The sequence below is a fragment of the Methylomagnum ishizawai genome (assembly GCF_019670005.1).
In the GTDB taxonomy this organism is placed as follows: domain Bacteria; phylum Pseudomonadota; class Gammaproteobacteria; order Methylococcales; family Methylococcaceae; genus Methylomagnum; species Methylomagnum ishizawai.
Window position 1 is genome coordinate 892,711 of record NZ_AP019783.1, and the last position, 22,291, is coordinate 915,001.

The following is a 22,291-nucleotide window of genomic DNA, read 5'->3' on the forward strand; positions in this document are numbered from 1 at the left end:
GAATCCCCATGATCCGGAAGCTCCTCATCGCCAACCGCGGCGAAATCGCCGTCCGCATCATCCGTGCCTGCGCCGAGCTGGACATCCGCTCGGTCGCCATCTATTCCGAGGCCGACCGCTTCGCCCTGCATGTCAAGAAGGCCGACGAAGCCTATTGCATCGGTGCCGAGGAACTGGCCGGATATCTCAATCCCCACCGCATCGTCAACCTCGCCGCCGCCACCGGTTGCGACGCCGTGCATCCCGGCTATGGCTTCCTATCCGAAAACCCGGAACTGGCCCGCGCTTGTGCGGTGCGGGGCTTGGTGTTCGTGGGACCCAACGCCGACACCATCCGCCTCCTGGGCGACAAGACCCAGGCCCGCGCCGCCATGGTCGCGGCGGGCGTGCCGGTGACGCCGGGGAGCGAGGGCAATGTCGAGCGCCTCGAAGCCGCTTTGGAAGAAGCGGCCCGTATTGGCTATCCGGTGATGCTGAAAGCGACTTCCGGCGGCGGCGGGCGCGGCATCCGCCGTTGCGACAGCGCCCACGAACTGGCCCAGAATTACCGGCGGGTGGTTTCCGAGGCCACCCAGGCGTTCGGGCGGGCCGAGGTGTTTTTGGAAAAATGCATCGAGCGGCCCCGCCATATCGAGGTGCAGGTCCTGGGCGACCATTTCGGCAATGTGGTGCATTTGTACGAGCGGGATTGCTCGATCCAGCGCCGTAATCAAAAGCTGATCGAAATCGCCCCCTCGCCGCAGCTTAGGCCCGAACAGCGCGAATTTATCGGCCAACTCGCGGTGCGGGCGGCCAAGGCGGCGGATTACCGCAACGCGGGCACGGTGGAATTCCTGCTGACCGGGACCGGGGAATTCTATTTCATGGAGGTAAATACCCGCATCCAGGTCGAACACACCATCACCGAGGAAATCACCGGCATCGATATCGTCAAGGAGCAAATCCATATCGCCAACCACCAGCCCTTGAGCTTCCGCCAAGAGGACGTGCGCTACCACGGCTATGCCATGCAACTCCGCATCAACGCCGAAGACCCCAAGAACAACTTCCTGCCCAGCTATGGCCGCTTGACCCGTTATTACGCGCCGGGCGGACCGGGCGTCCGCATCGATACCGCGATCTATACCGGCTATGAAATCCCGCCGCATTACGATTCCCTGTGCGCCAAGCTCATCGTGAGCGGGCGCACTTGGGAGGAAACCATCGCCCGCGGGCGGCGGGTGTTGGGCGATATTGCCATCAGCGGGGTACGCACCACCCTGCCGTTCTACCGGGAAATCCTCGACCATCCCGAATTCCGGCGCGGCGTGTTCGATACCGGGTTTTTGCAGGACCATCCCGAGTTGTTGAATTATTCGCTGAAGCGGGGCAGGAGCGAGGCGGCTTTGGCCATCGCGGCGGCGATTGCGGCGCATGTGGGTTTATAGGGGAAAAAGCCATGAGCAAAGTCTTCATCACCGACACCATCCTGCGCGACGCCCACCAGTCGCTCATCGCCACCCGGCTCCGCACCGAGGACATGCTGCCCATCTGCGACAAGCTGGACCGGGTGGGCTACTGGTCGCTGGAAGTCTGGGGCGGGGCGACCTTCGACGCCTGTTTGCGCTTCCTGAAAGAAGACCCCTGGGAACGGCTGCGCCAACTGCGCCGCGCCCTGCCGCACACCCGCTTGCAAATGCTGCTGCGTGGCCAGAATCTCCTGGGCTACCGGCATTATTCCGACGATGTGGTGCGCGAATTCGTGCGGCTCGCGGCCCTGGAAGGCATCGATGTGTTCCGGGTGTTCGACGCGCTCAACGACCTTCGCAACCTCGAAACCGCCATCGCGGCGGTGAAGGAACAAGACAAGCACGCCCAGGCGGCGATTTGCTACACCTTGAGTCCGGTGCATACTGTGGACCTCTATGTCGAGCAGGCCCAAGCCCTGGCCGCGATGGGCGCGGATAGCCTCGCCATCAAGGATATGGCCGGGTTGCTCACGCCCAGCGCCACCGCCGAATTGATCGCCGCCCTGCGCGGGGCGGTCGAAATCCCTTTGCATCTGCACACCCATGCCACCTGCGGCCTGGCCGAGATGTGCGCCCTGAAAGCCGTGGAACACGGCTGCGCCCATATCGACACGGCGATTTCGGCCTTCGCGGGCGGCACCAGCCACGCGCCCACCGAAAGCATGGTCGCGGCCCTGCGCGGCACCCATCACGAAACCGGGCTGGATTTGGAATCGCTCCAGGAGATCGCCGCCTATTTCGCCAAGGTGCGCAAGCAATACCGCCAGTTCGAGAGCGAATTCACCGGGGTCGATACCCGCGTCCAGGTCAACCAGGTGCCGGGCGGGATGATGTCGAACTTGGCGAAGCAATTGGAAGAGCAGGGCGCTTTGCACCGTATCCTGGAAGTATTCGACGAAATCCCCAGGGTGCGGCGCGATTTGGGCTATCCGCCCTTGGTGACGCCGACTTCGCAGATCGTCGGCACCCAGGCGGTGCTGAACGTGGTCACGGGCGAGCGCTACCAATCCATCACCAACGAGGTGAAACGCTATCTGCAAGGCGGTTATGGCAAGCCCCCGGCCCCGGTCGATCCCGATTTGCAGCGGCGGGCCATCGGCCAGGAGCAGGTGATCGACATCCGTCCGGCGGATTTGCTCAAGCCCGAACTCGAAACCCTGGCGCGGGATAGCGGCGACTTCGCCACCAGCCCGACCGATTTGATGATCTACGCCATGTTCCCGGAAGTGGGGAAGACCTTCTTGGTCGAGCGCCGGGAAGGCCGTTTGCAGCCCGAACCCTTGTTGCCGGAAACCGCCGCCGCCGCCGCCACGGTCCAGGGCGAGGTGCCCACCGAGTTCAAGGTGTTCGTGCATGGCGAAGCCTACGATGTCCAGATCACCGGCGCCAATATCAGCGGACAACCCCGGCGGCGCTTCTATATCACCTTGGACGGCGTGCCGCAGGAAGTCGATTTGGAAGTGCTGAGCGGCTACCGGCGCGGGGTCGCGCCCAGCGGCAGGCCGATTCCTGGGAAGCCCGGCGATGTGGTCGCGGCCATGCCCGGCAATATCGTCGATATCCTGGTCCAGGTCGGCGACGCGGTGCGGGCCGGGCAGTGCGTCTTGGTGACGGAGGCCATGAAGATGGAATCGGAAATCCAAGCGCCCATCGCCGGCACGGTGGCGGCGGTCCATGCCAAGAAAGGCGACCGGGTGAATCCCAACGAAGTGTTGATGGAAATCGTCCCGGATGCCTGAGCCGTCCCGCCGCCCGCCACGCTGTCGTACAATCGCCCATCCCCGATTGCACCGAGCGAGCCATGGCCACCGCGAACCCCCCCCATGAACCTGACGCCCACGACCATCAAGATTGCATCGCCAAGGCGCTGGCGCTGGCGGAACGCCTGTGCGATGAGCGCGGCGCCAGGTTCACGCCGCTCCGGCGGCGGGTGCTGGAACTGATCTGGTCCAGCCACGAATCGGCCAAGGCCTACGACCTGCTCGAAGCGCTCAAGGATTTCGATTGTTCCGCCAAGCCCGCCACCATCTACCGGGCGCTGGATTTCCTGTTGGAACAAGGGCTGATCCACCGGGTGGAAAGCCTGAACGCCTATGTCGGCTGCAATGTGCCCGAGCAGCGCCACGAACTCCTGCTATTGATCTGCGAGCGCTGCCATACCGTCGAGGAGCGGCCCGCCCCGGAACTGATGGCGGCGGCGGCGCGGGAGATCGGGGTGGCGGGGTTCGCGCCCAGCCGCAAGACCTTCGAGGTGCATGGCTTGTGCGCCGGCTGCGCCGGGGTTGGTTGAGCCCGGCGGGCGGCTCCGTCGGGACATGCCCCATCGGTTATCAATGCGTTGGAATCGATGTGCGTCGATTCCGGCGTAGGATTCATCCACTTGTTCAATCCATGCTCGAATTCCAAAACGTCACGAAACGCTATTCCGAAAGCGGAGACGCCCTTTCCGAGGTCAGCTTCGCGCTGGAACCGGGGGAACTGGCCTTCCTCACCGGCCATTCCGGCGCGGGCAAAAGCACCTTGCTCCGGCTCATCCCGGTGATCGAGCGGCCCACCCGCGGCAAGATCGTCCTGGACGGCCAGCCCATCAACCGCCTGACCCAGCGCGAAATCCCCTTCCTGCGCCGCAAGCTCGGCCTGATCTTCCAGGATTACCGGCTGCTGCACGACCGCACGGTATTCGACAACGTGGCCTTGCCGCTCGCCATCGCCGGTTATAGCCCCACCGAGATTGGCCGCCGGGTCCGCGCCGCCCTGGACAAGGTCGGTTTGTTGCGCAAGGAAAAGCGCTACCCCAAGGGCTTGTCCGGCGGCGAGCAACAACGGGTCGGCATCGCCCGCGCCATCGTCCACAAGCCGCCGGTGATCCTGGCCGACGAGCCCACCGGCAACCTCGATCCCGAACTGGCCACCGAAATCATGGGCCTGTTCCGCGAATTCAACGCCGTGGGCGTGACCTTGTTGATCGCCACCCACGACCTGGGCTTGATCTCGCGCATGGCTTGCCGCAGGCTGCGCTTGCATCAGGGCAGGTTGTTGGAGGGCGGTTGAGCGATGGATTGGGATCGGTTCAAATTCTGGGCGCGGCGGCGCAATGGCACGGTGGGCCGGGCGGGCCGCTTGGGCCGGGGTCCCGTCGAGCGGCTGCAAGCCTTCTGCGCCTTGCAGCGCGATATCGCCAAGGACAGTTTCCATCGGCTGCGGGACGCCCCCTTGGCCTCGGCCCTCACCATCCTGGTGATCGCCATCGCCCTGACCTTGCCCGCCGATTTCCACGCCTTGATCCGCAACGCCCAGGAAGCCAGCGCCGGCCTCGAAGCCACCAGCCGGATTTCGCTGTTCCTGAAGCCGGAACTGTCCAACGACGTGGCCCGGCGCTTGGCCGAGCGGCTGCGGCTGCATCCCAAGCTGGCCGAGGCCCAGGTCATCAGCAAGGAGGAAGGTTTGCGCGAACTGCGGGCCTATAGTGGTTTTGGCGATGCCCTGGAAGCGTTGGATTACAACCCCCTGCCCGCCGTCATCAGTCTGAAACCCAAGGATGGCCGGGCCACGCCGGACGAGTTGCAAGTCCTCCTGGCCGAACTGTCCGGCTTGCCCGAGGCCGATTTCGCCCAGTTCGACACCGAATGGCTGCGCAAGCTCAGGGCCATGCTGGCGATGGCGGACCGGGCCATCGTGGTGTTCGGCCTGTTGTTGGGATTGGGGGTGTTGTTCATCGTCGGTAATACCATCCGCCTGGAATTGCAGCACCGCCGCGAGGAAATCGCCGTCGCCAAGCTGCTCGGGGCCACCGATGGCTTCATCATCCGGCCTTTCCTGTACGCCGGGTTTTGGTATGGCTTGTTGGGCGGGAGCCTGGCCTGGGTGCTGAGCGATCTACTACTCTTGATCTTGCGCGGCCCGGCGCTGGAATTGGCCGAACTCTATGGGAGCGCCTACCGTCTGGCCTTCCTGAACTGGGCGGAATCGGAACTCTTGATCGGGGCCTCGGTCGTATTGGGCGTCGCCGGGGCGTGGGCGGTGGTGTTCTACCATCTCCGCAAGCTCGACCCGGATTGAGCCGTGCGAACCATTAGCACTCGATAAAGAGGAGTGCTAATATCTGGCAACCCTCCAAAAACAGGATACCTACCATGAGCAACGCATTAACCCTTCCGGTCAATCCCGCGCTGGGTTCCATCGAAGAGTACGTCGCCACGGTCAACCGTATGCCGCGTTGGGATGCCGAGCAAGAACACGAACTCGCCCTGCGTTTCCGCGACGAGAACGATCTGGAGGCCGCCCGCCTGTTGGTGCTGGGCAATCTCCGCTTCGTGGTGCATATCGCCAAAGGGTATCTGGGCTACGGTTTGCCGCTGCCCGACCTGATCCAGGAGGGCAATATCGGCCTGATGAAGGCCGTGAAGCGCTACGACCCCGAGGTCGGCGTGCGCCTGGTGTCGTTCGCGGTGCATTGGATCCGGGCCGAAATCCACGAATTCATCATCCAGAACTGGCGCATCGTCAAGGTCGCCACCACCAAGGCCCAGCGCAAGCTGTTCTTCAACCTCAGGAAATTTAAGCCGCGCCTGGGTTGGTTCACCCACGACGAGGCCACGGCGGTGGCCGACGAACTCGGGGTGGACGTGGATACGGTCTACGAGATGGAAAGCCGCCTGAGCCAGCAGGACATGGCCTTCGACCAGCCGCTCGACGCCGACGCCGACGAGAAGGACGTGTCGGCCCCGGTGCATTACCTGCAACAGGACAACGCCGACCCCGCCGCGCTGTTGGAAGACAACGATTGGGGCGAGCATAAGCAACAGCGCCTCCTGGCCGCCATCGAGCAATTGGACGACCGCAGCCGCGACATCGTGACCAGCCGCTGGCTGAGCGAGCAGAAGCTGACCCTGCACGATCTGGCGGCCCGGTACAACGTCTCCGCCGAGCGCATCCGCCAGCTCGAGAACACCGCCATGAAGCGGCTGAAAACCTCGCTGGCGGCTTGAGCGGCCTCGCATGGTCCTGGAAAAAAGGCGGCTTTGGAGCCGCCTTTTTTCATGTCCGCGATCCCGCCGGGCGCTTCAACGTTCTTTCTTCAGGTGCAGCATGGTGAACATGCCCAGCGGCGGCAACTGGTGGCGCCTCACCTCGCGCAGATGGGTGTTGGACAGGATTTCCTCGACCGGCATGTCGGGACGCCAGCCCAGCTTGTGCGACAGGGGCGCGAGCATCTTCTCGACATTGCGCCGGAAGCCCCGTTCCGCCGCGAAATGGTTGACGATCACCACATCGCCGCCGGGCTTGCACACCCGCTCGATTTCCCGCAATACCTTCGCCGGTTCCGGCACCACCGACATCACATAGGCGGCCACCACGAAATCGAAGCTCTCGTCCTCGTATTCCATATCCCTGGCGTCCATGAGGCTGAGCTTGGAGACATGGGACAGCCGGGCCTTGTGGACGCGCCGGTGGGCGATGGCGAGCATGTCCGGCGAAATATCGATGCCATGGACCTGATGTTCCCTACGGTAGTAGCGCAGGCTGATCCCGGTGCCGACGCCCACCTCCAGCACCTTGCCGGGCCGCTGGTTGGTGACCCCGGCCGCCATGGTGCGGCCGCGGTAGCTCAGCATCCAGCCGAAGGTTTGGTCGTAGACCGGGGCGTAGCGGGCGTAGGATTTCAGGATGTGTTCCAATTGCATAGCGTGTCCTCTGCCCTGGCGCGGTGTCGCGGCGGCAAGGGCGTTTCTTGGGTTTTCGGGTGGGTTTCTGGCCATGCCCGCCGGGCTGCGCGGCGGGGGGCGGAAACGGAAGGGATGGGCGTGGGTTTCCGCCGTCCGGGCCATGGGTTCCCGGCGGCGGGGCGGTTTCGGTTGGAACGCGGCCCGCGCCGATGGGAGCCCGAATCATAAAGGTTCGGCGGTCCCATGGGAATCGGCCCGCCCGTGCCCGCTTCCGCGAATTCGTTTAAGATGGGCCGGCTTGTTTCAATACCGGTAACGCGAATCCCAGACCATGAGCAAATCATTCGAAGTAAAACTGAAGGGCGATCCCGAGGCGATCATCGCCAAGGCCAAGGTGGCGGCGAAGGACAAGGGGGTCGAGTTCGAGGGGAATGGACAGGCCGGGAGTTTTTCCGGCCTGGGCATCGAGGGGAGTTATTCGATCCAGGCGGATACGATGGCGGTGGAGATCACCAAGAAGCCGTTCGTCATGCCTTGGAGCCTGATCGAATCGTCCTTGCGCGATTATTTCGCCTGAAGCCGCGGCGGTTCCGCCCGGAACCGCCGGTTTTGCGCCGGGCTTCCCGGAACCGCCGGGAGGACTCAAGCCTTCGAGCCGGGGAGGCTCCTGGGATCGACCCCGAGCTTCCGCATCCTCCGGTACAGCGTCATCCGCGAGCAATTCAGCCGCGCCGCCGCCTCGCTCTTATTCCCCCCCGTCGCCGCCAACGCGGCCAGCAAGCGCGCCCGTTCCCCGGTGGACTGGGGGGCCGATTGCCGCAGCGCCTTGGGCAGGTGCTGGGGCAGGAGGCGCGGGCCTTGGCAGGTTTGCAGGGCCAGGGCCACGGTCTCGCGCAGTTCCCGCACATTGCCCGGCCAGTCGTAGGCCATGAGCGCCTCCAGGACGGAAGGGTCCATGCCGGGCGCGGCGTGGCGCCATTCGGTGGCGTGCAGGTGCAGGAAATGGCGGAATAACAAAGGAATGTCCTCGGTCCGTTCGCGCAGGGGCGGCAGTTCTATCGTGGCGGCGTTGAGCCGGGACAGCAGTCCGGGATGCAGCTTGCCCGACCCGGCCAGGGTGTCCAACGGCTGGCGGCTGGCGGCGACGACGCGCAGGTCCACCCGGCGCGGGCGCTCGCCGCCCAGGGGCATGACCGCGTGGGTTTCCAGGACACGGACCAATTCGGCCTGGATGGCGGCGGGCAATTCGCCGGGCTCTTCCAGGAACAAGGTGCCGCCGTCCGCCAGCGCCAGGCGGCCGGGGAACGGGCGGATCGCCCCCTCGAACGCACCCCGCTCGTAGCCGAACAATTCGCCCGCCAGCAGGTGTCCGGGCAGGGTGGTCCCGTTGAAGCGGATCAAGGGACCGGCCCGGCGCTGGCTGGCGCCGTGGATGAGTTCGGCGAACAATTCCTTGCCGGTGCCGGGTTCGCCGGTGACGAAGGCGTGGCAATCGTGGCCCGCGATGCGGCGGGCGTATTCGGCCCGGGCCAGCATGTCGGGGTTGCTGGTCAGGATGGAGGGCATGTCGCGGGGCAGCATGCGGATCGGGGCGTGCCCCTGCTCGATATGGTCGATGACCGCCGCGCAGATGGGGGCGATGGGCGCGGGCCAGGCCAGATAATCCTTGAAGCCCAGCCGCAAGGCCCGGACCGCCCGTTCCTTGGAATCGGAGGCATCCACCAAGACCAGGGGCAGGCGGGCATCCACCCGCCCATCCAGCCAGTCCAGGGCGTCCGGGTCGGAGCCGTGGCCCCCGCCCAGCACGGCGATGCGCCCGCCCGGTTGGGTGGCGAGGCTGTGGAATTCGGTGGCATGGCGCACCGGACGGATTTCCAGGTCCAGTTCCAATAGCCGTTCGCCCAGCGCTTGCGTCAGCGCCGTGTCCAGATTGCCCAATATCGCGAAACCGCGGTCGTTATTGGCGTCCATGGTGTGTCTAGCTCCGGTTCGAGGGTGGATGAAAGCCAGGCGGCGTGGGTGTGCCCGCCGGGGCGGGGACGGTCGCCGCGGTCGACTGTCGGGGGTATGTGATGGAAATGGCGGTGGAGGTATGCATTATTCTTGTGGATACATTTGGGATGGGCGATGAAGTCCTCGCGGAGGGACATATCCTACCGTCGATCATGCCACCCTGGAATACCAGAATTAACAATGCCGGGACGCCATGATGCAATAAGCCGGGGGCGAGGTATTGTTCATATATCGCCCGGCTTTTGTGAATTAGTTCATTGCGTCGCCGGTATTTTTATGCTTTATGGGTATCGGGAATAGGCGGGCCGGCCCGGAATGCGCCGGTTGGGGGGGGATAAGGCGGGGCAGGGGTTCCCGGTGGCGGCGGGGGAACCCCTGGGGTGGGACTGCGGGTTTTACAGTCCCGACAAGCCGACAATGTTGTAACCGCCATCCACGTAGAGGATTTCCCCGGTGATGCCCGAGGCGAGGTCGGAGCAGAGGAAGGCGGCGGCGTTGCCGACCTCCTCGATGGTGACGTTGCGGCGGGTGGGGGCGGCCTGCTCGCCCTTGGACAGCATCTCGCGGAAATTGGCGATGCCGGAGGCGGCCAGGGTGCGGATCGGACCGGCCGACACGGCGTTGACCCGGATGCCCTCGGGGCCGAGCGAGGCCGCCATGTAGCGGACATTGGCCTCCAGGCTGGCCTTGGCGACGCCCATCACGTTGTAGTTGGGGATGACCCGCTCGGCCCCGAGATAGCTCAGGGTCAGCAGGGCGCCGTTGCGGCCCTGTAGCATTTTGCGCCCGGCCTTGGCCAGGGCGGCGAAGCTATAGGAACTCACATCGTGGGCGATCTGGAAATTCTCGCGGGTGACGGCGTCGAGGTAGTCGCCTTCCAGCGCGGCGCGGGGCGCGAAGGCCACCGAGTGGACGATGATGTCGAGTCCGTCCCAATGTTGGCCCAGTTCGGTGAATAAGGTCTCGATCTCGGCGTCGCTGCTGACCTCGCAGGGCAGGACGATCTTGGCGCCCAGTTCCGCGGCCAGTTTCTCCACCCGTTCCTTGAGCTTGTCGTTCTGATAGGTCAGGGCGATTTCCGCGCCTTCCCGGACCATGGCCTCGGCGATGCCGTAGGCGATGGAGCGGTTGCTGGCGACGCCGACGACGAGGGCGCGCTTGTTCTGCATGAAACCCATGGTGTTTCTCCGGTGTGTGGGGGTGGAAAGGGGCGCAAGTATCCGACAGCGCCGGGGGGCTGTCCAGTCGCGGGGGGAGGGGTTGGCGGGGGTGTGGCCGGCTAACCGCCGAGCGCGGCACCCAGGCGGTCCAACTGGTTTTTGACCGATTCGGACAGGGAATCCAACTGGATCGCCATGGCTTTCGCTTCGGCCCGCCGTCCCGCGTGGATCGCCGCGACGATTTTCCGGCCGGTCTCGTGGACCTGTTCATGGATATGCAGCAGGGCTTGGAATTCCGGGAGGTTCCCGAAGCGCTCCCGGCCCGGGCCGTCGTACCATTGCCCCAGCCGGCAGCTATGGTGGTCGGTCAATTCCCTGGGGTCGAGCGAACTCCCCCCGTCGATCAGGGCCTTGTTGACCTTGGCCACCCACAGGCTATGGCAGCCCTTGGCGGTCTTCACCAGCAGGGCCGGGGTTTCCCAGCGCGCCAGCAGGTTGAGTTGCTGGGCGCTGGATTGGACCAACCGTTCCATCGACCCGAGCATTCCGTCGTAAATGCCCTCGACATGGGCGACGCTGGTCGATAGCTCGTGGATATTGCCCGCCATCGCCTGGCTGACCTGGCTTTGCTGTTCGGCGGCGACGGCGATGCCATGGGTCCGGTCGTTGGTGTCGCGGGTGGCCTGCTCGACTTCGGATAGCAAGTATTCCAGCCGTCCCAGGGTGGCCCCGCCCGTGTTCAGGCGCTCGCGGGTGGTTTCGACCTGGGCGATGACCTGGCCGGATTGCTGGCCGACCGAAGCCGCCACCTTGTCGATTTCCTGCGCGGCCTCCGCCGAGACGTTGGCGAGCTTGCGGATTTCGTCGGCCACCACCGCGAAGCCGCGGCCGTGTTCCCCGGCCCGCGCCGCCTCGATGGCCGCGTTGAGCGCCAGCAGGTTGGTTTGCTCGGCGATGTTGCGTACCCGCGCCGTGAATTCGCCGATGCTGCGGACCTCCTCGACGAAGTGCTTGAGGGCGTCGCCGGTCTGGCGCACCGCGCCGGTCAGGCCGTTCATCTCGGCGATCAGCACATCGATTTCCCGGCGGCCCTGGTTGGAGTAGTCCAGGCTTTTGCCCGCGCATTCCGAGGAGAACCCGGCGTTGCGGGCGATATCGTCGGCGGTGGCGGACATCTGCTCGATGGCCGAGGCCAGGCTCTGGGTCATCGTGTTGACCTGGTGGAGCTTTTGGTGGAAATCGTGCCCGGAAATCTGCGCCTTGGCGATCAGCGCCACGGTGTCGCTGGTGTGGTCGGCCAGGGCCAGCAGGCGGTGGCCGGAGTCGGCGATGGCGTTCAGGGTATCCGCGAACAACGCCGCCTCCCGCCGGTGTTCGGCCATGGCGCTTCGCAGCCGGCCCCGGTCCATCGCCAGCGCGGCGTCGATGAGATGCTTGGCCGCTTCTTGGGCGTTTTTGAAAAACAAGGGGAAACTCATGGCTGCCTGTGCGGGTAAGTGCCTGACGGAGGCCGCGATCCGGCCCGGATTGGGGGCTGGCCGCGCCCGCCGGGGCGGGTTCGGATCAGCCGCTGCAATCCAAAATATAGCCAGGAACCGGGGAAATGCGGAATGCCGGGGGGGCGGGTGGCTGCCGATGGGTTCGGGCCGCCTATAGGCTGTTTTGCTGGGCGAGCAGTTGGCCGAAATCTTCCAGTCCCAGCGTCCCGACGATATTGAAGTCGTCGTCCAGCACCTCGAACAAAACGCCCGCTTCGCCGCGGATGCTGTAGACGACCACGGCCCCTTCCGCGCCCCCGCCTTCACGGTGTGGCTCGCCCGCTGGACTAGCGGTGTAACTTCCCGCGGGGCGCGCTTCTTTCAGGCCGCCATCGGGTTCATAGAGCCGGTGTTCGCCTTGCAGCACAAAGGTATGGGTCAAGGCCCGGTGGCGGTGCAGGAAAATGGATTGGTTGGGGTCGAATTTGACGATGAAATCGACCGTTTTGCGGGCAATATCCACATCGAACAGATAGTATGTGAAATGCTCGAAATCCCCCAGTTTTTGCCAGCGGATGTTGTGGTCGTCGAAGATATGGGCGGTCATGGTGTGGGTTCCTTTGATGTATCTGGTGGTTTGAATTGCGGGCGTTGATTGGTTTTATTTGCGCGGATTCATCGGGTATGGGCGACCGGGTTGCCTGCCCAATCGATTTGTGGTTGCGATAGCCGGGCTTGGGTCGCTTGCTGTCCAGGGGTCAAGCTGGATGGTGCGGTGTTTTAAGCTTGGCGGGTGGCTGGGACGGGATTCATGCGGGTTTCCCGTAAGCTGGATTGAATTGGGGGATTCTGAATATCGGAGGGCGGGGTGGGGTGGAACCCATCGGGCCGGGCGGATTGCGATGGGTTCCGGGGGGCGCTTCTTAGGTTCCGACCGCCGCCGGACGCCGCCGGAACCCATAGGCGAGGCCGACCCCCATGAGCAACAGCGTCGAGGGTTCCGGCACCGACGCTTGCTGTACGCCGAAGGTCAGGGCATCTAAACCCCCGGTCGCGCTGGAAACCCCCGTGATCGATAGCGAAGTGATCGGCCCGGTGAATTGCAGTATCCCATTCGTATAGGTGGCGAAATTGCCGGGGGTGGTCAGGGTGGTGGAGGTCGAGCTGACGCCGCTATTGCCGGTCAGGATCGTGAAGGCTTGGTTGAACGTGAAGGTCGGACCGCCGCGCCAGCCCACCTCGTAAAGCAGCAAATCCGTCACCGGCGAAGCGAAGGTGATGTTCCAGTTGGAGCCGTCCGCGTAATAGAGCGTCTGCTGGTTGGACGCCAGGGCATAGCCCGTGTAGTTCGGTCCCGAGAGGTCCAGCGTGGTCAACCCGGAGCCGCCGGTGAAACTGAACGCGACGCCATTGAGGGTGCCGCCGGAAGCGTTCGACCAGGACGCGCCGATGATGCCGGCCTGGACGGAGGGGGCCGCGGCGAGCCCGGCGGATAATATCGCGGCGAGAGCCGCGGCGCGTGGAATGATTTGGGTCATAGTGGTTTTCTCCGAATGTGAACCCGTTAGGGAGGAGGTGTTGCGGATGGGTGTCATCGCCCATGCGGGGTTAGGATACCCGCGTCGCCGGGCTATCTCAATTAAGCGGGCTGGTTCGGCTTGGGTGAAACCACGGTGCTGTATGGTGTAACCGGCCATCGGCTTGATTTCCTTGGCGCGCCGATGTGCCATCCTCCAGCGGCGCGGCCTATTGCCGCCCGAATCCCGAATCCCGCCGGCCAAGGCGTACACAAATAGCCCCCGCCGCCTTGCGCGTATAATGCCCCCGTCCACTCCGCCCACCCAAGACCCCGGACCCATGCCCAACGCCCGCACCTCCTGGCTAGCCCTGTCCCTCCTCCTAACCGCCTGCGGCCACCCGCCCAACAACCCCTATCCGGCGGAAGACCATGGCCGCAACATCCTGTATACCTCGTTCGAGGAACGCCCCAAGCACCTGGACCCGGCCCGCGCCTATAGCAGCAACGAATACGAGATCATCGCCCAGGTCTACGAACCCCCGTTGCAATACGCCTATCTCAAGCGCCCCTATCAACTCGAACCCCTGGCGGCGGCGGAACTCCCCGCCGTCGGCTATCTCGATCAGGCCGGGGATCCCCTGCCCGCCACCGCCCCCGACGGGCAGATCGCCTATAGCGTCTATGATTTGCGCCTCCGCCCCGACCTCGCTTTCCAGCCGCATCCCGCCTTCGCCCGCGACGCCGCCGGCGCCCCCCGTTACCACGCCCTGACCCCGGCCCAGCTGGCCGATATCCATACCCTGGCCGATTTCCCGGACACCGCCAGCCGCCCCGTCACCGCCGAGGATTTCGCCTACCAAATCAAGCGCCTGGTCCACCCGGAGGTGCATTCGCCCATCGCCGAACTGATGCAGGGCTATATCGTCGGCCTCAAGGATTTGGGCGACCGCTTGGCCGCCGCGCGGGCGGCGCAGCCCGACAAATCCGCTTGGCTGGACTTGCGGAAATTCCCGCTGGAAGGCGTGGAAGTGGTGGACGCACACCGTTTGAAAATCCGCCTACAGGGCAAATACCCGCAATTCCGCTTCTGGCTGGCGATGCCGTTCTTCGCGCCCCTGCCGTGGGAAGCCGACGCCTTCTATTCCCAACCCGGCTTGGCCGAAAAGAACATCAGCCTGGATTGGTATCCGGTCGGCAGTGGTGCCTTCATGCTGGCCGAAAACAATCCCAACCGGCGCATGGTGTTGAGCAAAAATCCCCACCACCATCCCGAATTCTATCCCACCGCAGGCGAACCGGACGACGTGGCGGCGGGGTATCTCCAGGATGCGGGAAAACCCTTGCCCTTCATCGACCGGGTGGTTTTCGTTTTGGAAAAGGAAACCATCCCCTACTGGAATAAATTCCTCCAAGGTTATTACGATGCCTCGGGGCTGGCCTCCGATAATTTCGACCAAGCCATCCAGTTTTCCGGCCAGGGCAGCGCCGAACTCACGCCCGAGATGCGTGATAAAGGGATTCGCTTGCGGACAGCGGTGGAGGTTTCCACGATGTTTTTTGGGTTCAATATGCTCGATCCGGTGGTCGGTGGTTTGGACGAAGCCAAGGCCAAATTGCGCCGCGCTATCAGCATCGCCATCGACCAGGAGGAATATATCGCCATCTTCAGGAATGGCCGCGGTATTCCAGCCCAAGGCGCGTTGCCGCCGGGCTTGTTTGGCTTCGTGGAAGGCGAGGCGGGTATCAACCCTTATGTCTATGATTGGGAAAATGGCGGTGTCCGCCGCAAGCCCATCGAAGCGGCGAAAAAATTATTGGCCGAGGCCGGCTATCCAGGCGGGGTCGGAAGCGACGGCAAGCCTTTGGTTTTATATCTCGACGTGAGGGCGGTTGGGCCGGATGACAAATCGATGTTGGACTGGTATCGCAAGCAATTCGAGAAATTGGGTATCCAGCTCATTATCCGCAATACGGATTACAACCAGTTCCAGCAAAAAATGAGCAATGGCAATGCCCAGATGTTTATCTGGGGATGGAATGCGGATTATCCAGACCCGGAGAATTTCTTGTTTTTGTTTTATGGCGGCAATGCCAAGGTGGGCAATGGCGGTGAAAACGCGGCCAATTACCAAAATCCTGGGTTTGATCGATTGTTCGAGCGTATGAGGAACCTCGATGATGGGCCGGAGCGCTATGCTTTGATCCAGGAGATGCAGGAGGTTTTACGACGGGATTCACCTTGGGTCTTTGGCTTCCACCCTAAAACCTATGCTTTATCCCATGGCTGGGTGGCTGCTAGGAAACCCAATATGATCGCGAACAACGGCATGAAATATCTCCGCATCGACGCCGCGCAACGCGAAACCCAGCGGGCGGAATGGAACCGGCCTTTATATTGGCCCGTGGTCTTGATGCCGGTGGGCTTGGCGGTGGCGGTGTGGCCGGCTTATAGGGTTTATCGGCGGCGGCTGCGGGCGACCATCGCCATCGATCCCGTGCCCCAGCCTTTCGATAAAACTTGAGTTCCTGAAATCCATCGCCATGCCTGAATCCCGACCGTTGCCCGCCCTAGTCCAAGCTCCGCTGGCGGAACAAGCCGTCGCCCTCTACCAAGCCGCCCGCTTCCAGGACGCCCTCGACCTCTCGCGCCAGGCCCTGGCCCAAGCGCCCGAGGATGTGGGTTGGCTGAACATCGCCGCCGCCTGCGCCCGCGCCCTCGGACTCCACGGCCCCGCCGAAACCTATTGGCGCGAGGCGATCCGGCTGCGGCCCGGTTATGCCGAGGCCCACAACAACCTGGGAATCTTGCTCAAGGAACTGAAGCGCCCCGCCGAGGCCGAGTCCTGCTATCGCGCCGCCATCGCCTTCCGGCCCGATTATGTCGAGGCCCACAATAATCTGGCCTTGCTCTTGACCGAAGCCGGGCGGCGCGGAGAAGCCGAAACCTGTTACCGCCGCGCCTTGGAACTCCGGCCCGATTCCATCGAGATCGGGCTCAATCTCGTCGCCTTGTTGCAGGAGCGCAGGGATTGGGACGAGGTGGTGGCCTGTTGCCAGCGCGTGTTGGAGCGGCAACCCGGTTGCGCCGAGGCTTATAACGGCATGGGTTTGGCGCTGAAGGAGCTTAAACGCCACGGAGAAGCCGAGGCCAGCTATCGGCAAGCCCTGGCCCTGCGCCCCGATTACGTCGCCGCGCTGGGCAATCTCGGCGGGATGTTGAACGAACTCAAGCGGCGGGACGAGGCGGAACCCTATTTGCGGCGGGCCGTGGCGCTGAATCCCAATATCCCCGAGGTCCATTACAACCTGGGGGTGTTGTTCTACGGTACGCGCCGCTACGACGAGGCCGAAGCCTGCTACCGGCGGGCGTTGGAACTACGGCCCGGCTATGTCGGGGCCGAGTGGAACCTGAGCGCCTTGCTGTTGTTATTGGGCCGGTTCGAGGAAGGCTGGCGGCGCTATGAAATCCGCTACCATGCCGATCGCCACGGCGGCAAGGCGGCGGTGCCGGACCTGCCGTTCCCGCAATGGCGCGGCGAAGCCTTGGCCGGGAAATCCCTGGTGGTCTGGCCGGAACAGGGGTTCGGCGACGCTATCCAATTCTGCCGCTATTTGCGACCGCTCAAACGCTTGGGCGCGGCGCGGATCACCCTGGTGTGCAAGCCGCCGCTCCTGTCCCTGCTGCGCACCCTGGCGGACGCGGACGCCGTGGTGTCCCTGGCCGAAGCGGCCCCACTGCCGCCCCATGATTATTGGATGTTGGCCCTCAGCGCCCCTTGGCATTGCGGCACCACCGCCGTCGAACGCATCCCCGCCGCCGAACCGCCCTATCTCAACGCCCCGCCCGGGCGGCGCGACCAGTGGGCTCCCAAACTCCAGCCCTTGACCGGCAAGCGGGTGGGGCTGGTCTGGAAGGGTAGCGCCACCAATGGCAACGATGCCCACCGTTCCTTGCCCGGCCTGGAAATCCTGGCCCCGTTGTGGCGGGTGCCGGGCTTGTCGTTCGTCAGCCTGCAAAAAGGCCAGGCCGAGGACGAAGCCGCGGCACCGCCCCAAGGCCAGCCTTTGCTCGCCCTGGGCCGGGAGGTGCGCGATTTCGCCGACAGCGCCGCCGTGTTGGTCCAGCTCGATTTGCTCATCAGCGTCGATACCGCGACCGCGCATCTGGCCGGGGCTTTGGGCGTGCCGTGCTGGGTGATGCTGCCCGCCGAAGGCTTGGATTGGCGCTGGTTGTTGGAACGGAGCGACTCGCCCTGGTATCCGGCGATGCGCTTGTTCCGGCAGCAGCCTGGACAGACCTGGGAACCCGTCGTCGCGGCCATCACCCTGGAATTGCGGCGTTGGCTCCAAACCCACGGCCCGGACTGCGCCGAAGGTCGGCTCCCGGTCCTCCCGGTGGCGGCGCATGGTCCCGATATCGAACAAGTGGTCGCGGTCTATGGTTCGGGCCGCCACCGGGACGCGCTGGGCATGGCCGAGCGGGCCTTGGCCGCCGAGCCGGACAACGCGGCTTGGTTGAATGTCGCGGGGGCTTGTTGCCGTGCCTTGGGCCGGGCGGAAGCCGCCGAGCGCCATTGGCGCAGGGCGCTGGCCCTCAGCCCGGATTATGTCGAGGTCGGCAACAACCTGGGGATTTTGCTGAAAGAGCAGGGCCGTTATGCGGAGGCGGAGGCCAGCTACCGCCAAGCCATCGCCACCCGGCCCGATTTTCCCGAGGCTTATTACAACCTGGGCTTGCTGCTCAAGGAGCAAAAGCGCCATGCGGAAGCCGAGGCCAGCCTGGAACGGGCCTTGGCGCTCCGGCCCGATTATCCCGACGCGGACTGGAACCTCAGCCTGCTATTGTTGCGGCGGGGCGAATATCCTTGGGGGTGGCTGCGCCACGAGGCCCGCCAGCACCCGGCCCTCTCGGGGGCCAAGGTCGTTCCGCCCCGGCTACCGTTCCCGCCGTGGCGGGGGCAGCCCTTGGCCGGCAAGTCCCTGGCGATCTGGCCGGAACAAGGCTTGGGCGATGAAATCCAGTTCTGCCGTTATGTCGGGGAGTTCAAGCGGCGCGGCGCGGCCCGCATCACTTTGGTGTGCAAGCCGCCCTTGTATGTCCTGTTCCAGGCCATGCCGGAAGTGGATGCGGTGCGGGTGTTGCCGGAGGCCGGGGCGAAGACCGGGCTGCCACCGCATGATTATTGGGTGTTGGCGCACAGCGCCCCGCTGTATTGTGGCACCACCCTCGACAGCATTCCCGCCCGCCTGCCTTACCTGCGGGTTCCGCCGGACCGGCTGGCCGAGTGGGCGCCGCGCTTGGGCGGAGGGGCCGGAATCCGGGTCGGTTTGGTTTGGAAAGGCGGTACCGCCCTGTCCAACGATGCCCAGCGTTCCTTGCCGGGCCTCGCCACCTTGGCCCCGTTATGGCGGGTGCCGGGCGTGGTGTTCGTGGGCTTGCAACTGGGCCAGGGCGCGGAGGAAGCCGCCGCCCCGCCGCCTGGGCAGCCCTTGTGCGACCTTGGCCCGGACATCCGCGATTTCGCCGATACCGCCGCCATCCTCGCCCAGATCGACCTGTTGATCAGCGTCGATACCGCGGCGGCCCATTTGGCCGGCGCCCTGGACCGGCCTTGTTGGGTGCTCCTGCCCGCCACCGGCACCGACTGGCGTTGGCTGGCGGAGCGTTCCGATTCGCCCTGGTATCCGGGAGCCTTGCGCTTGTTCCGGCAGGCGGTGCCGGGCGATTGGGGTCCGGTCGTCGCGGAGGTCGCGGCGGCATTGCGGGATTTCCAGCCGGGTTCGGCATCCCGTCCGCGGCGGGAGGCGGAACCGCTCGCGGCCCGCTTGGCCCGTTTGTCCGCCGCCGATTTCGAGTTGGTCCGCGCCTTGGTGGACCGCCTGGCCGACCCCGGCGCGTAGCTGAATCCTTCCTGGAAAACCCGCCATGCTCCATTACATCCTCCGCCGCCTGCTCTACGCCCTCCCGCTCTTGCTCGGCATCAATATCCTGACCTTCCTGCTGTTCTTCGTGGTCAACACGCCCGAGGACATGGCGCGGATGCATCTCGGGCAAAAGCATGTCACCCCCGAGGCCGTGCAGAAATGGAAGCACGAACGCGGCTACGACCTGCCCTTGTTCTGGAACGATCAAGCCCAGGGCGGCGGACAAGCCACCCAAACCATCTTCTACCAAAAATCGCTGGGCCTGTTCCTGTTCCGCTTCGGGCGTTCGGACGAGGGCCGCGATATTGGCGCGGATATCCGGCAGCGCATGTGGCCCTCGCTCGCCATCGCCGTGCCGTCCTTGTTGGCGGGATTGCTGGCCGATATCAGCGTGGCCTTGCTCTTGGTATTCTTCCGGCTCACCTATCTGGAGTTCTGGGGCGTGGCTTTATGCGTGGCGGCGATGTCGGTTTCGACCTTGTTCTATATCATCGGCGGGCAATACCTGCTGGGGAAACTCTTGCAACTCACGCCGATTTCCGGCTACGACACCGGCTTGGAAGCCGTGCGTTTCATTATCCTGCCGGTGGTGATCGGCGTGGTGGCGGGGATAGGTTCCGGGGCGCGGTGGTATCGGACCCTGTTTCTGGAAGAAGTGGAAAAGGATTATGTCCGCACCGCCCGCGCCAAGGGTTTGTCCGAGCCGCAAGTCTTATTCCGCCATGTACTGAAAAACGCCATGATCCCGATTTTGACCGGCGTGGTGGTGGTATTGCCTTTGTTATTCACCGGCAGTTTGATGACCGAATCGTTTTTCGCCATCCCCGGTTTGGGTAGTTATACCATCGACGCCATCGCCCAGCAGGATTTCGCCATCGTGCGGTCGATGGTGTTCCTGGGTTCGGCGTTGTATATCCTGGGATTATTGCTGACCGATTTGTCCTATACCCTGGTCGATCCCCGCGTGAGGTTGGGATGAGTATGCCGGTTTTCCTCGCCACCGACCTCCTGTTCTTCCTCCTGCTGGCGGCCCTGGGCGCGACGGCGTTCCATGCCGCCCGGCGCGAGCCTTTGCGGCGGCCTTGGCGCAAGGTCGCCCGCAATCCCGTCGCCATGGTGTCCCTGGTCATCCTGCTGGCGTTCCTGGCGCTGGCGGTGCTGGATTCGATCCGCTTCCCGCCCAAGGCGGCGGACGGCGCGGCCCAATACCGCAACGAGCCGCTGAGCCTCTTGGACCTCTGGCTCGCCCCCCTCAAAACGCACACCGAGAAAACCTATTCCGCGCCGCTCGCGGCCTATGCCTACGCCAAGGAAATGATCCGCGAACCCGGCGGCGGCGAACGCTGGGATTATCCGCGCCTGCGGTACGGCGGTGCCCATCTGGCCGACCCGGAGCGCGAGCGGATGGCCGATATCGTCGCGACCGGGGCCAAGGGTTTGGCCGAGGGTTTCGCGCTGTGGCTGCTGCCGCTGGGGCTGGGCTTGGCCGGGCTATACCGGCGCGGGCGGGCGGATTTTGCCGGACGCCTGTCCGCCCTGCTGCGCGGCCAAGGCGGAATGCCGTGGCGGGCCATCGGCCTGACCGTGCTGCTGCTCTGCCTCCTGGGCGGGGCCATGGGCGAACTTGGCCTGAAATACCATGTGTTGGGCACCGGCAAGGTCGGCGGGGATGTGCTGTATCAAAGCCTCAAAAGTATCCGCACCGGCCTGTTGATCGGCACGCTGACCACGTTCGCCACCCTGCCGCTGGCTTTGGGGTTCGGTATCCTGGCCGGGTATTTCCGGGGTTGGGTGGACGATGTGATCCAGTATCTCTATACCACTTTGAATTCCATTCCTGGAGTATTGCTGATCGCCGCCGCCATGTTGGTGATGCAAGGCTATATGGCCCGGCACGAGGCGGAATTCGCCAGCCTCGCGCTGCGGGCCGATTTCAGGTTGCTGGCGCTGTGCCTGATCCTGGGGATGACCTCCTGGACCGGATTATGCCGCTTGCTACGGGCTGAGACCTTGAAACTGCGGGAATTGGAATATGTGCAGGCGGCGCGGGCCTTGGGCGTGGGGCGGGGGATGATTTTGCTGCGGCATATCCTGCCCAATCTGTTCCATTTGGTATTGATTTCGGTGGCCTTGGATTTCAGTTCGCTGGTGCTGGCCGAAGCGGTGTTGTCCTATATCAATATCGGGGTCGATCCGAGCATGGATTCCTGGGGCAATATGATTAACGGGGCGCGGCTGGAAATGGCCCGCGATCCGGTGGTGTGGTGGTCCTTGGCGGCGGCGTTTTGGTTCATGTTCGCCTTGGTATTGCCGGCCAATTTGTTCGCGGACGCGGTGCGGGATGCGTTCGATCCGCGACGGGGGGATTAGCGGTCGCGCTTGGAGAAGGGTTTCCGGTCCATGCGGCAATCGGAATCTTGCTTTGCATCGCGGGTATTCCAGCCCCTGGATACCGGAGTTTCTATTCCGCTTTAGCGCTGGGTTCCGACCAATGATAGAAATGCTGGATCACCAATTGGTCCGGCCTGCACCGCAATTCCTCGCGCCAATGGACTTGGCGGGTGCCGCGCATCAGCACGCCATCGCCGGGGGCGATAGGGACCGAGGCGATCCGGTAATCCAGCCCTTGCGCCGAAATCGGCCATTCGACCTCGGCGAAACTACATAGCGATAAGGTCCAATCCAGGCCGGGACGGTCCACATGGGGTTTGAGATAGGCCCCTTTGAAATAGATTCGGCTATAGGAGTTGGCCCGGATGGCGGTGGGTCCGATAAAAGGGCGCACTTGGCGCTCGACCGTGTCGTAGAACTCATCGACCTGGGGTATATCGCCCAGGCCGCAGCAATCCCGCACATAATCGTCCTGGGTCCAGTCCAAGCGGCCCGAGCGGAGCAAGGCAACCAGGGTGTTATTCAAGAAACCGCACTGGGCCGGATTGAGGATGGCTTTGAGATAATGCATGGATCGATTCCAAAAGGCTGGGATGCTTTGGGAGGAAGGTGTGGCCTGCGGAAAACCGGC

General features: G+C 64.1%; 18 protein-coding genes. 11 read left to right on the forward strand and 7 right to left on the reverse strand.

Annotation, left to right across the window (positions count from 1 at the left end; translation table 11 throughout):
* Positions 1-8 precede the first annotated feature (8 nt).
* From K5658_RS04090 to rpoH, 6 genes are all read left to right on the forward strand, one after another.
* A complete protein-coding gene (locus tag K5658_RS04090; protein WP_221065708.1) occupies positions 9-1,427 on the forward strand; it encodes an acetyl-CoA carboxylase biotin carboxylase subunit in 1,419 nt (472 codons plus the stop codon).
* Between the two features lie 11 nt (positions 1,428-1,438).
* On the forward strand, positions 1,439-3,247 hold the full coding sequence (gene oadA / locus K5658_RS04095) for a sodium-extruding oxaloacetate decarboxylase subunit alpha (protein ID WP_221065709.1): 1,809 nt from the start codon (positions 1,439-1,441) through the stop codon (positions 3,245-3,247).
* A 62-nt stretch (positions 3,248-3,309) separates the two neighbouring features.
* Entirely contained in the window at positions 3,310-3,798 is a 489-nt protein-coding gene (locus K5658_RS04100; protein WP_085215886.1) for a transcriptional repressor, read from the forward strand.
* Between the two features lie 101 nt (positions 3,799-3,899).
* A complete protein-coding gene (gene ftsE, locus K5658_RS04105; protein ID WP_221065710.1) occupies positions 3,900-4,559 on the forward strand; it encodes a cell division ATP-binding protein FtsE in 660 nt (219 codons plus the stop codon).
* 3 nt (positions 4,560-4,562) lie between these two features.
* Positions 4,563-5,567: a permease-like cell division protein FtsX gene (gene ftsX, locus K5658_RS04110; protein ID WP_221065711.1), complete on the forward strand. Its 1,005-nt coding sequence runs from the start codon at positions 4,563-4,565 to the stop codon at positions 5,565-5,567.
* A 74-nt stretch (positions 5,568-5,641) separates the two neighbouring features.
* Positions 5,642-6,496 carry an RNA polymerase sigma factor RpoH gene (gene rpoH, locus K5658_RS04115; protein WP_221065712.1) on the forward strand — a complete coding sequence of 285 codons (855 nt, stop codon included), beginning with the start codon at positions 5,642-5,644 and terminating at the stop codon, positions 6,494-6,496.
* Between the two features lie 75 nt (positions 6,497-6,571).
* On the opposite strand, the gene K5658_RS04120 is transcribed toward rpoH, so the two are convergent.
* Complete coding sequence (locus K5658_RS04120) at positions 6,572-7,192, reverse strand: class I SAM-dependent methyltransferase (RefSeq protein ID WP_221065713.1); 621 nt, start codon at positions 7,190-7,192, stop codon at positions 6,572-6,574.
* Positions 7,193-7,505: 313 nt separating this feature from the next.
* Between K5658_RS04120 and K5658_RS04125 the strand changes: the two genes are divergently transcribed.
* Positions 7,506-7,751 carry a hypothetical protein gene (locus K5658_RS04125; protein ID WP_221065714.1) on the forward strand — a complete coding sequence of 82 codons (246 nt, stop codon included), beginning with the start codon at positions 7,506-7,508 and terminating at the stop codon, positions 7,749-7,751.
* 65 nt (positions 7,752-7,816) lie between these two features.
* On the opposite strand, the gene K5658_RS04130 is transcribed toward K5658_RS04125, so the two are convergent.
* From K5658_RS04130 to K5658_RS04150, 5 genes are all read right to left on the reverse strand, one after another.
* Entirely contained in the window at positions 7,817-9,145 is a 1,329-nt protein-coding gene (locus tag K5658_RS04130) for a sigma 54-interacting transcriptional regulator (protein WP_221065715.1), read from the reverse strand.
* A gap of 437 nt (positions 9,146-9,582) precedes the next feature.
* On the reverse strand, positions 9,583-10,365 hold the full coding sequence (locus K5658_RS04135; protein WP_221065716.1) for an enoyl-ACP reductase FabI: 783 nt from the start codon (positions 10,363-10,365) through the stop codon (positions 9,583-9,585).
* Between the two features lie 101 nt (positions 10,366-10,466).
* The gene (locus K5658_RS04140; RefSeq protein WP_221065717.1) at positions 10,467-11,825 is read right to left on the reverse strand and encodes a methyl-accepting chemotaxis protein; all 1,359 of its coding nucleotides are present in this window, start codon (positions 11,823-11,825) and stop codon (positions 10,467-10,469) included.
* Positions 11,826-11,997: 172 nt separating this feature from the next.
* The gene (locus K5658_RS04145) at positions 11,998-12,432 is read right to left on the reverse strand and encodes a cupin domain-containing protein (RefSeq protein ID WP_221065718.1); all 435 of its coding nucleotides are present in this window, start codon (positions 12,430-12,432) and stop codon (positions 11,998-12,000) included.
* A 316-nt stretch (positions 12,433-12,748) separates the two neighbouring features.
* On the reverse strand, positions 12,749-13,363 hold the full coding sequence (locus K5658_RS04150) for a PEP-CTERM sorting domain-containing protein (RefSeq protein ID WP_221065719.1): 615 nt from the start codon (positions 13,361-13,363) through the stop codon (positions 12,749-12,751).
* 319 nt (positions 13,364-13,682) lie between these two features.
* Between K5658_RS04150 and K5658_RS04155 the strand changes: the two genes are divergently transcribed.
* From K5658_RS04155 to K5658_RS04170, 4 genes are read left to right on the forward strand one after another with little or no spacing between them, the layout of a single operon-like run.
* Positions 13,683-15,866, forward strand: a complete 2,184-nt coding sequence (locus tag K5658_RS04155) for an ABC transporter substrate-binding protein (RefSeq protein ID WP_221065720.1) — start codon at positions 13,683-13,685, stop codon at positions 15,864-15,866.
* A gap of 19 nt (positions 15,867-15,885) precedes the next feature.
* Positions 15,886-19,245 carry a tetratricopeptide repeat protein gene (locus tag K5658_RS04160; protein ID WP_221065721.1) on the forward strand — a complete coding sequence of 1,120 codons (3,360 nt, stop codon included), beginning with the start codon at positions 15,886-15,888 and terminating at the stop codon, positions 19,243-19,245.
* Positions 19,246-19,270: 25 nt separating this feature from the next.
* Positions 19,271-20,248, forward strand: coding sequence for an ABC transporter permease (locus tag K5658_RS04165; protein WP_221065722.1), 978 nt, complete (start codon positions 19,271-19,273; stop codon positions 20,246-20,248).
* 2 nt (positions 20,249-20,250) lie between these two features.
* A complete protein-coding gene (locus tag K5658_RS04170) occupies positions 20,251-21,639 on the forward strand; it encodes an ABC transporter permease (RefSeq protein ID WP_221065723.1) in 1,389 nt (462 codons plus the stop codon).
* A 91-nt stretch (positions 21,640-21,730) separates the two neighbouring features.
* On the opposite strand, the gene K5658_RS04175 is transcribed toward K5658_RS04170, so the two are convergent.
* Entirely contained in the window at positions 21,731-22,231 is a 501-nt protein-coding gene (locus tag K5658_RS04175) for a hypothetical protein (protein WP_221065724.1), read from the reverse strand.
* Between the last annotated feature and the right edge of the window lie 60 nt (positions 22,232-22,291).

Coding starts and splice junctions, on each gene's coding strand:
- K5658_RS04090 (WP_221065708.1), top strand. CDS start 9: ATGATCCGGAAGCTCCTCATCGCCAACCGCGGCGAAATCGCCGTCCGC.
- oadA (WP_221065709.1), top strand. CDS start 1,439: ATGAGCAAAGTCTTCATCACCGACACCATCCTGCGCGACGCCCACCAG.
- K5658_RS04100 (WP_085215886.1), top strand. CDS start 3,310: ATGGCCACCGCGAACCCCCCCCATGAACCTGACGCCCACGACCATCAA.
- ftsE (WP_221065710.1), top strand. CDS start 3,900: ATGCTCGAATTCCAAAACGTCACGAAACGCTATTCCGAAAGCGGAGAC.
- ftsX (WP_221065711.1), top strand. CDS start 4,563: ATGGATTGGGATCGGTTCAAATTCTGGGCGCGGCGGCGCAATGGCACG.
- rpoH (WP_221065712.1), top strand. CDS start 5,642: ATGAGCAACGCATTAACCCTTCCGGTCAATCCCGCGCTGGGTTCCATC.
- K5658_RS04120 (WP_221065713.1), bottom strand. CDS start 7,192: ATGCAATTGGAACACATCCTGAAATCCTACGCCCGCTACGCCCCGGTC.
- K5658_RS04125 (WP_221065714.1), top strand. CDS start 7,506: ATGAGCAAATCATTCGAAGTAAAACTGAAGGGCGATCCCGAGGCGATC.
- K5658_RS04130 (WP_221065715.1), bottom strand. CDS start 9,145: ATGGACGCCAATAACGACCGCGGTTTCGCGATATTGGGCAATCTGGAC.
- K5658_RS04135 (WP_221065716.1), bottom strand. CDS start 10,365: ATGGGTTTCATGCAGAACAAGCGCGCCCTCGTCGTCGGCGTCGCCAGC.
- K5658_RS04140 (WP_221065717.1), bottom strand. CDS start 11,825: ATGAGTTTCCCCTTGTTTTTCAAAAACGCCCAAGAAGCGGCCAAGCAT.
- K5658_RS04145 (WP_221065718.1), bottom strand. CDS start 12,432: ATGACCGCCCATATCTTCGACGACCACAACATCCGCTGGCAAAAACTG.
- K5658_RS04150 (WP_221065719.1), bottom strand. CDS start 13,363: ATGACCCAAATCATTCCACGCGCCGCGGCTCTCGCCGCGATATTATCC.
- K5658_RS04155 (WP_221065720.1), top strand. CDS start 13,683: ATGCCCAACGCCCGCACCTCCTGGCTAGCCCTGTCCCTCCTCCTAACC.
- K5658_RS04160 (WP_221065721.1), top strand. CDS start 15,886: ATGCCTGAATCCCGACCGTTGCCCGCCCTAGTCCAAGCTCCGCTGGCG.
- K5658_RS04165 (WP_221065722.1), top strand. CDS start 19,271: ATGCTCCATTACATCCTCCGCCGCCTGCTCTACGCCCTCCCGCTCTTG.
- K5658_RS04170 (WP_221065723.1), top strand. CDS start 20,251: ATGCCGGTTTTCCTCGCCACCGACCTCCTGTTCTTCCTCCTGCTGGCG.
- K5658_RS04175 (WP_221065724.1), bottom strand. CDS start 22,231: ATGCATTATCTCAAAGCCATCCTCAATCCGGCCCAGTGCGGTTTCTTG.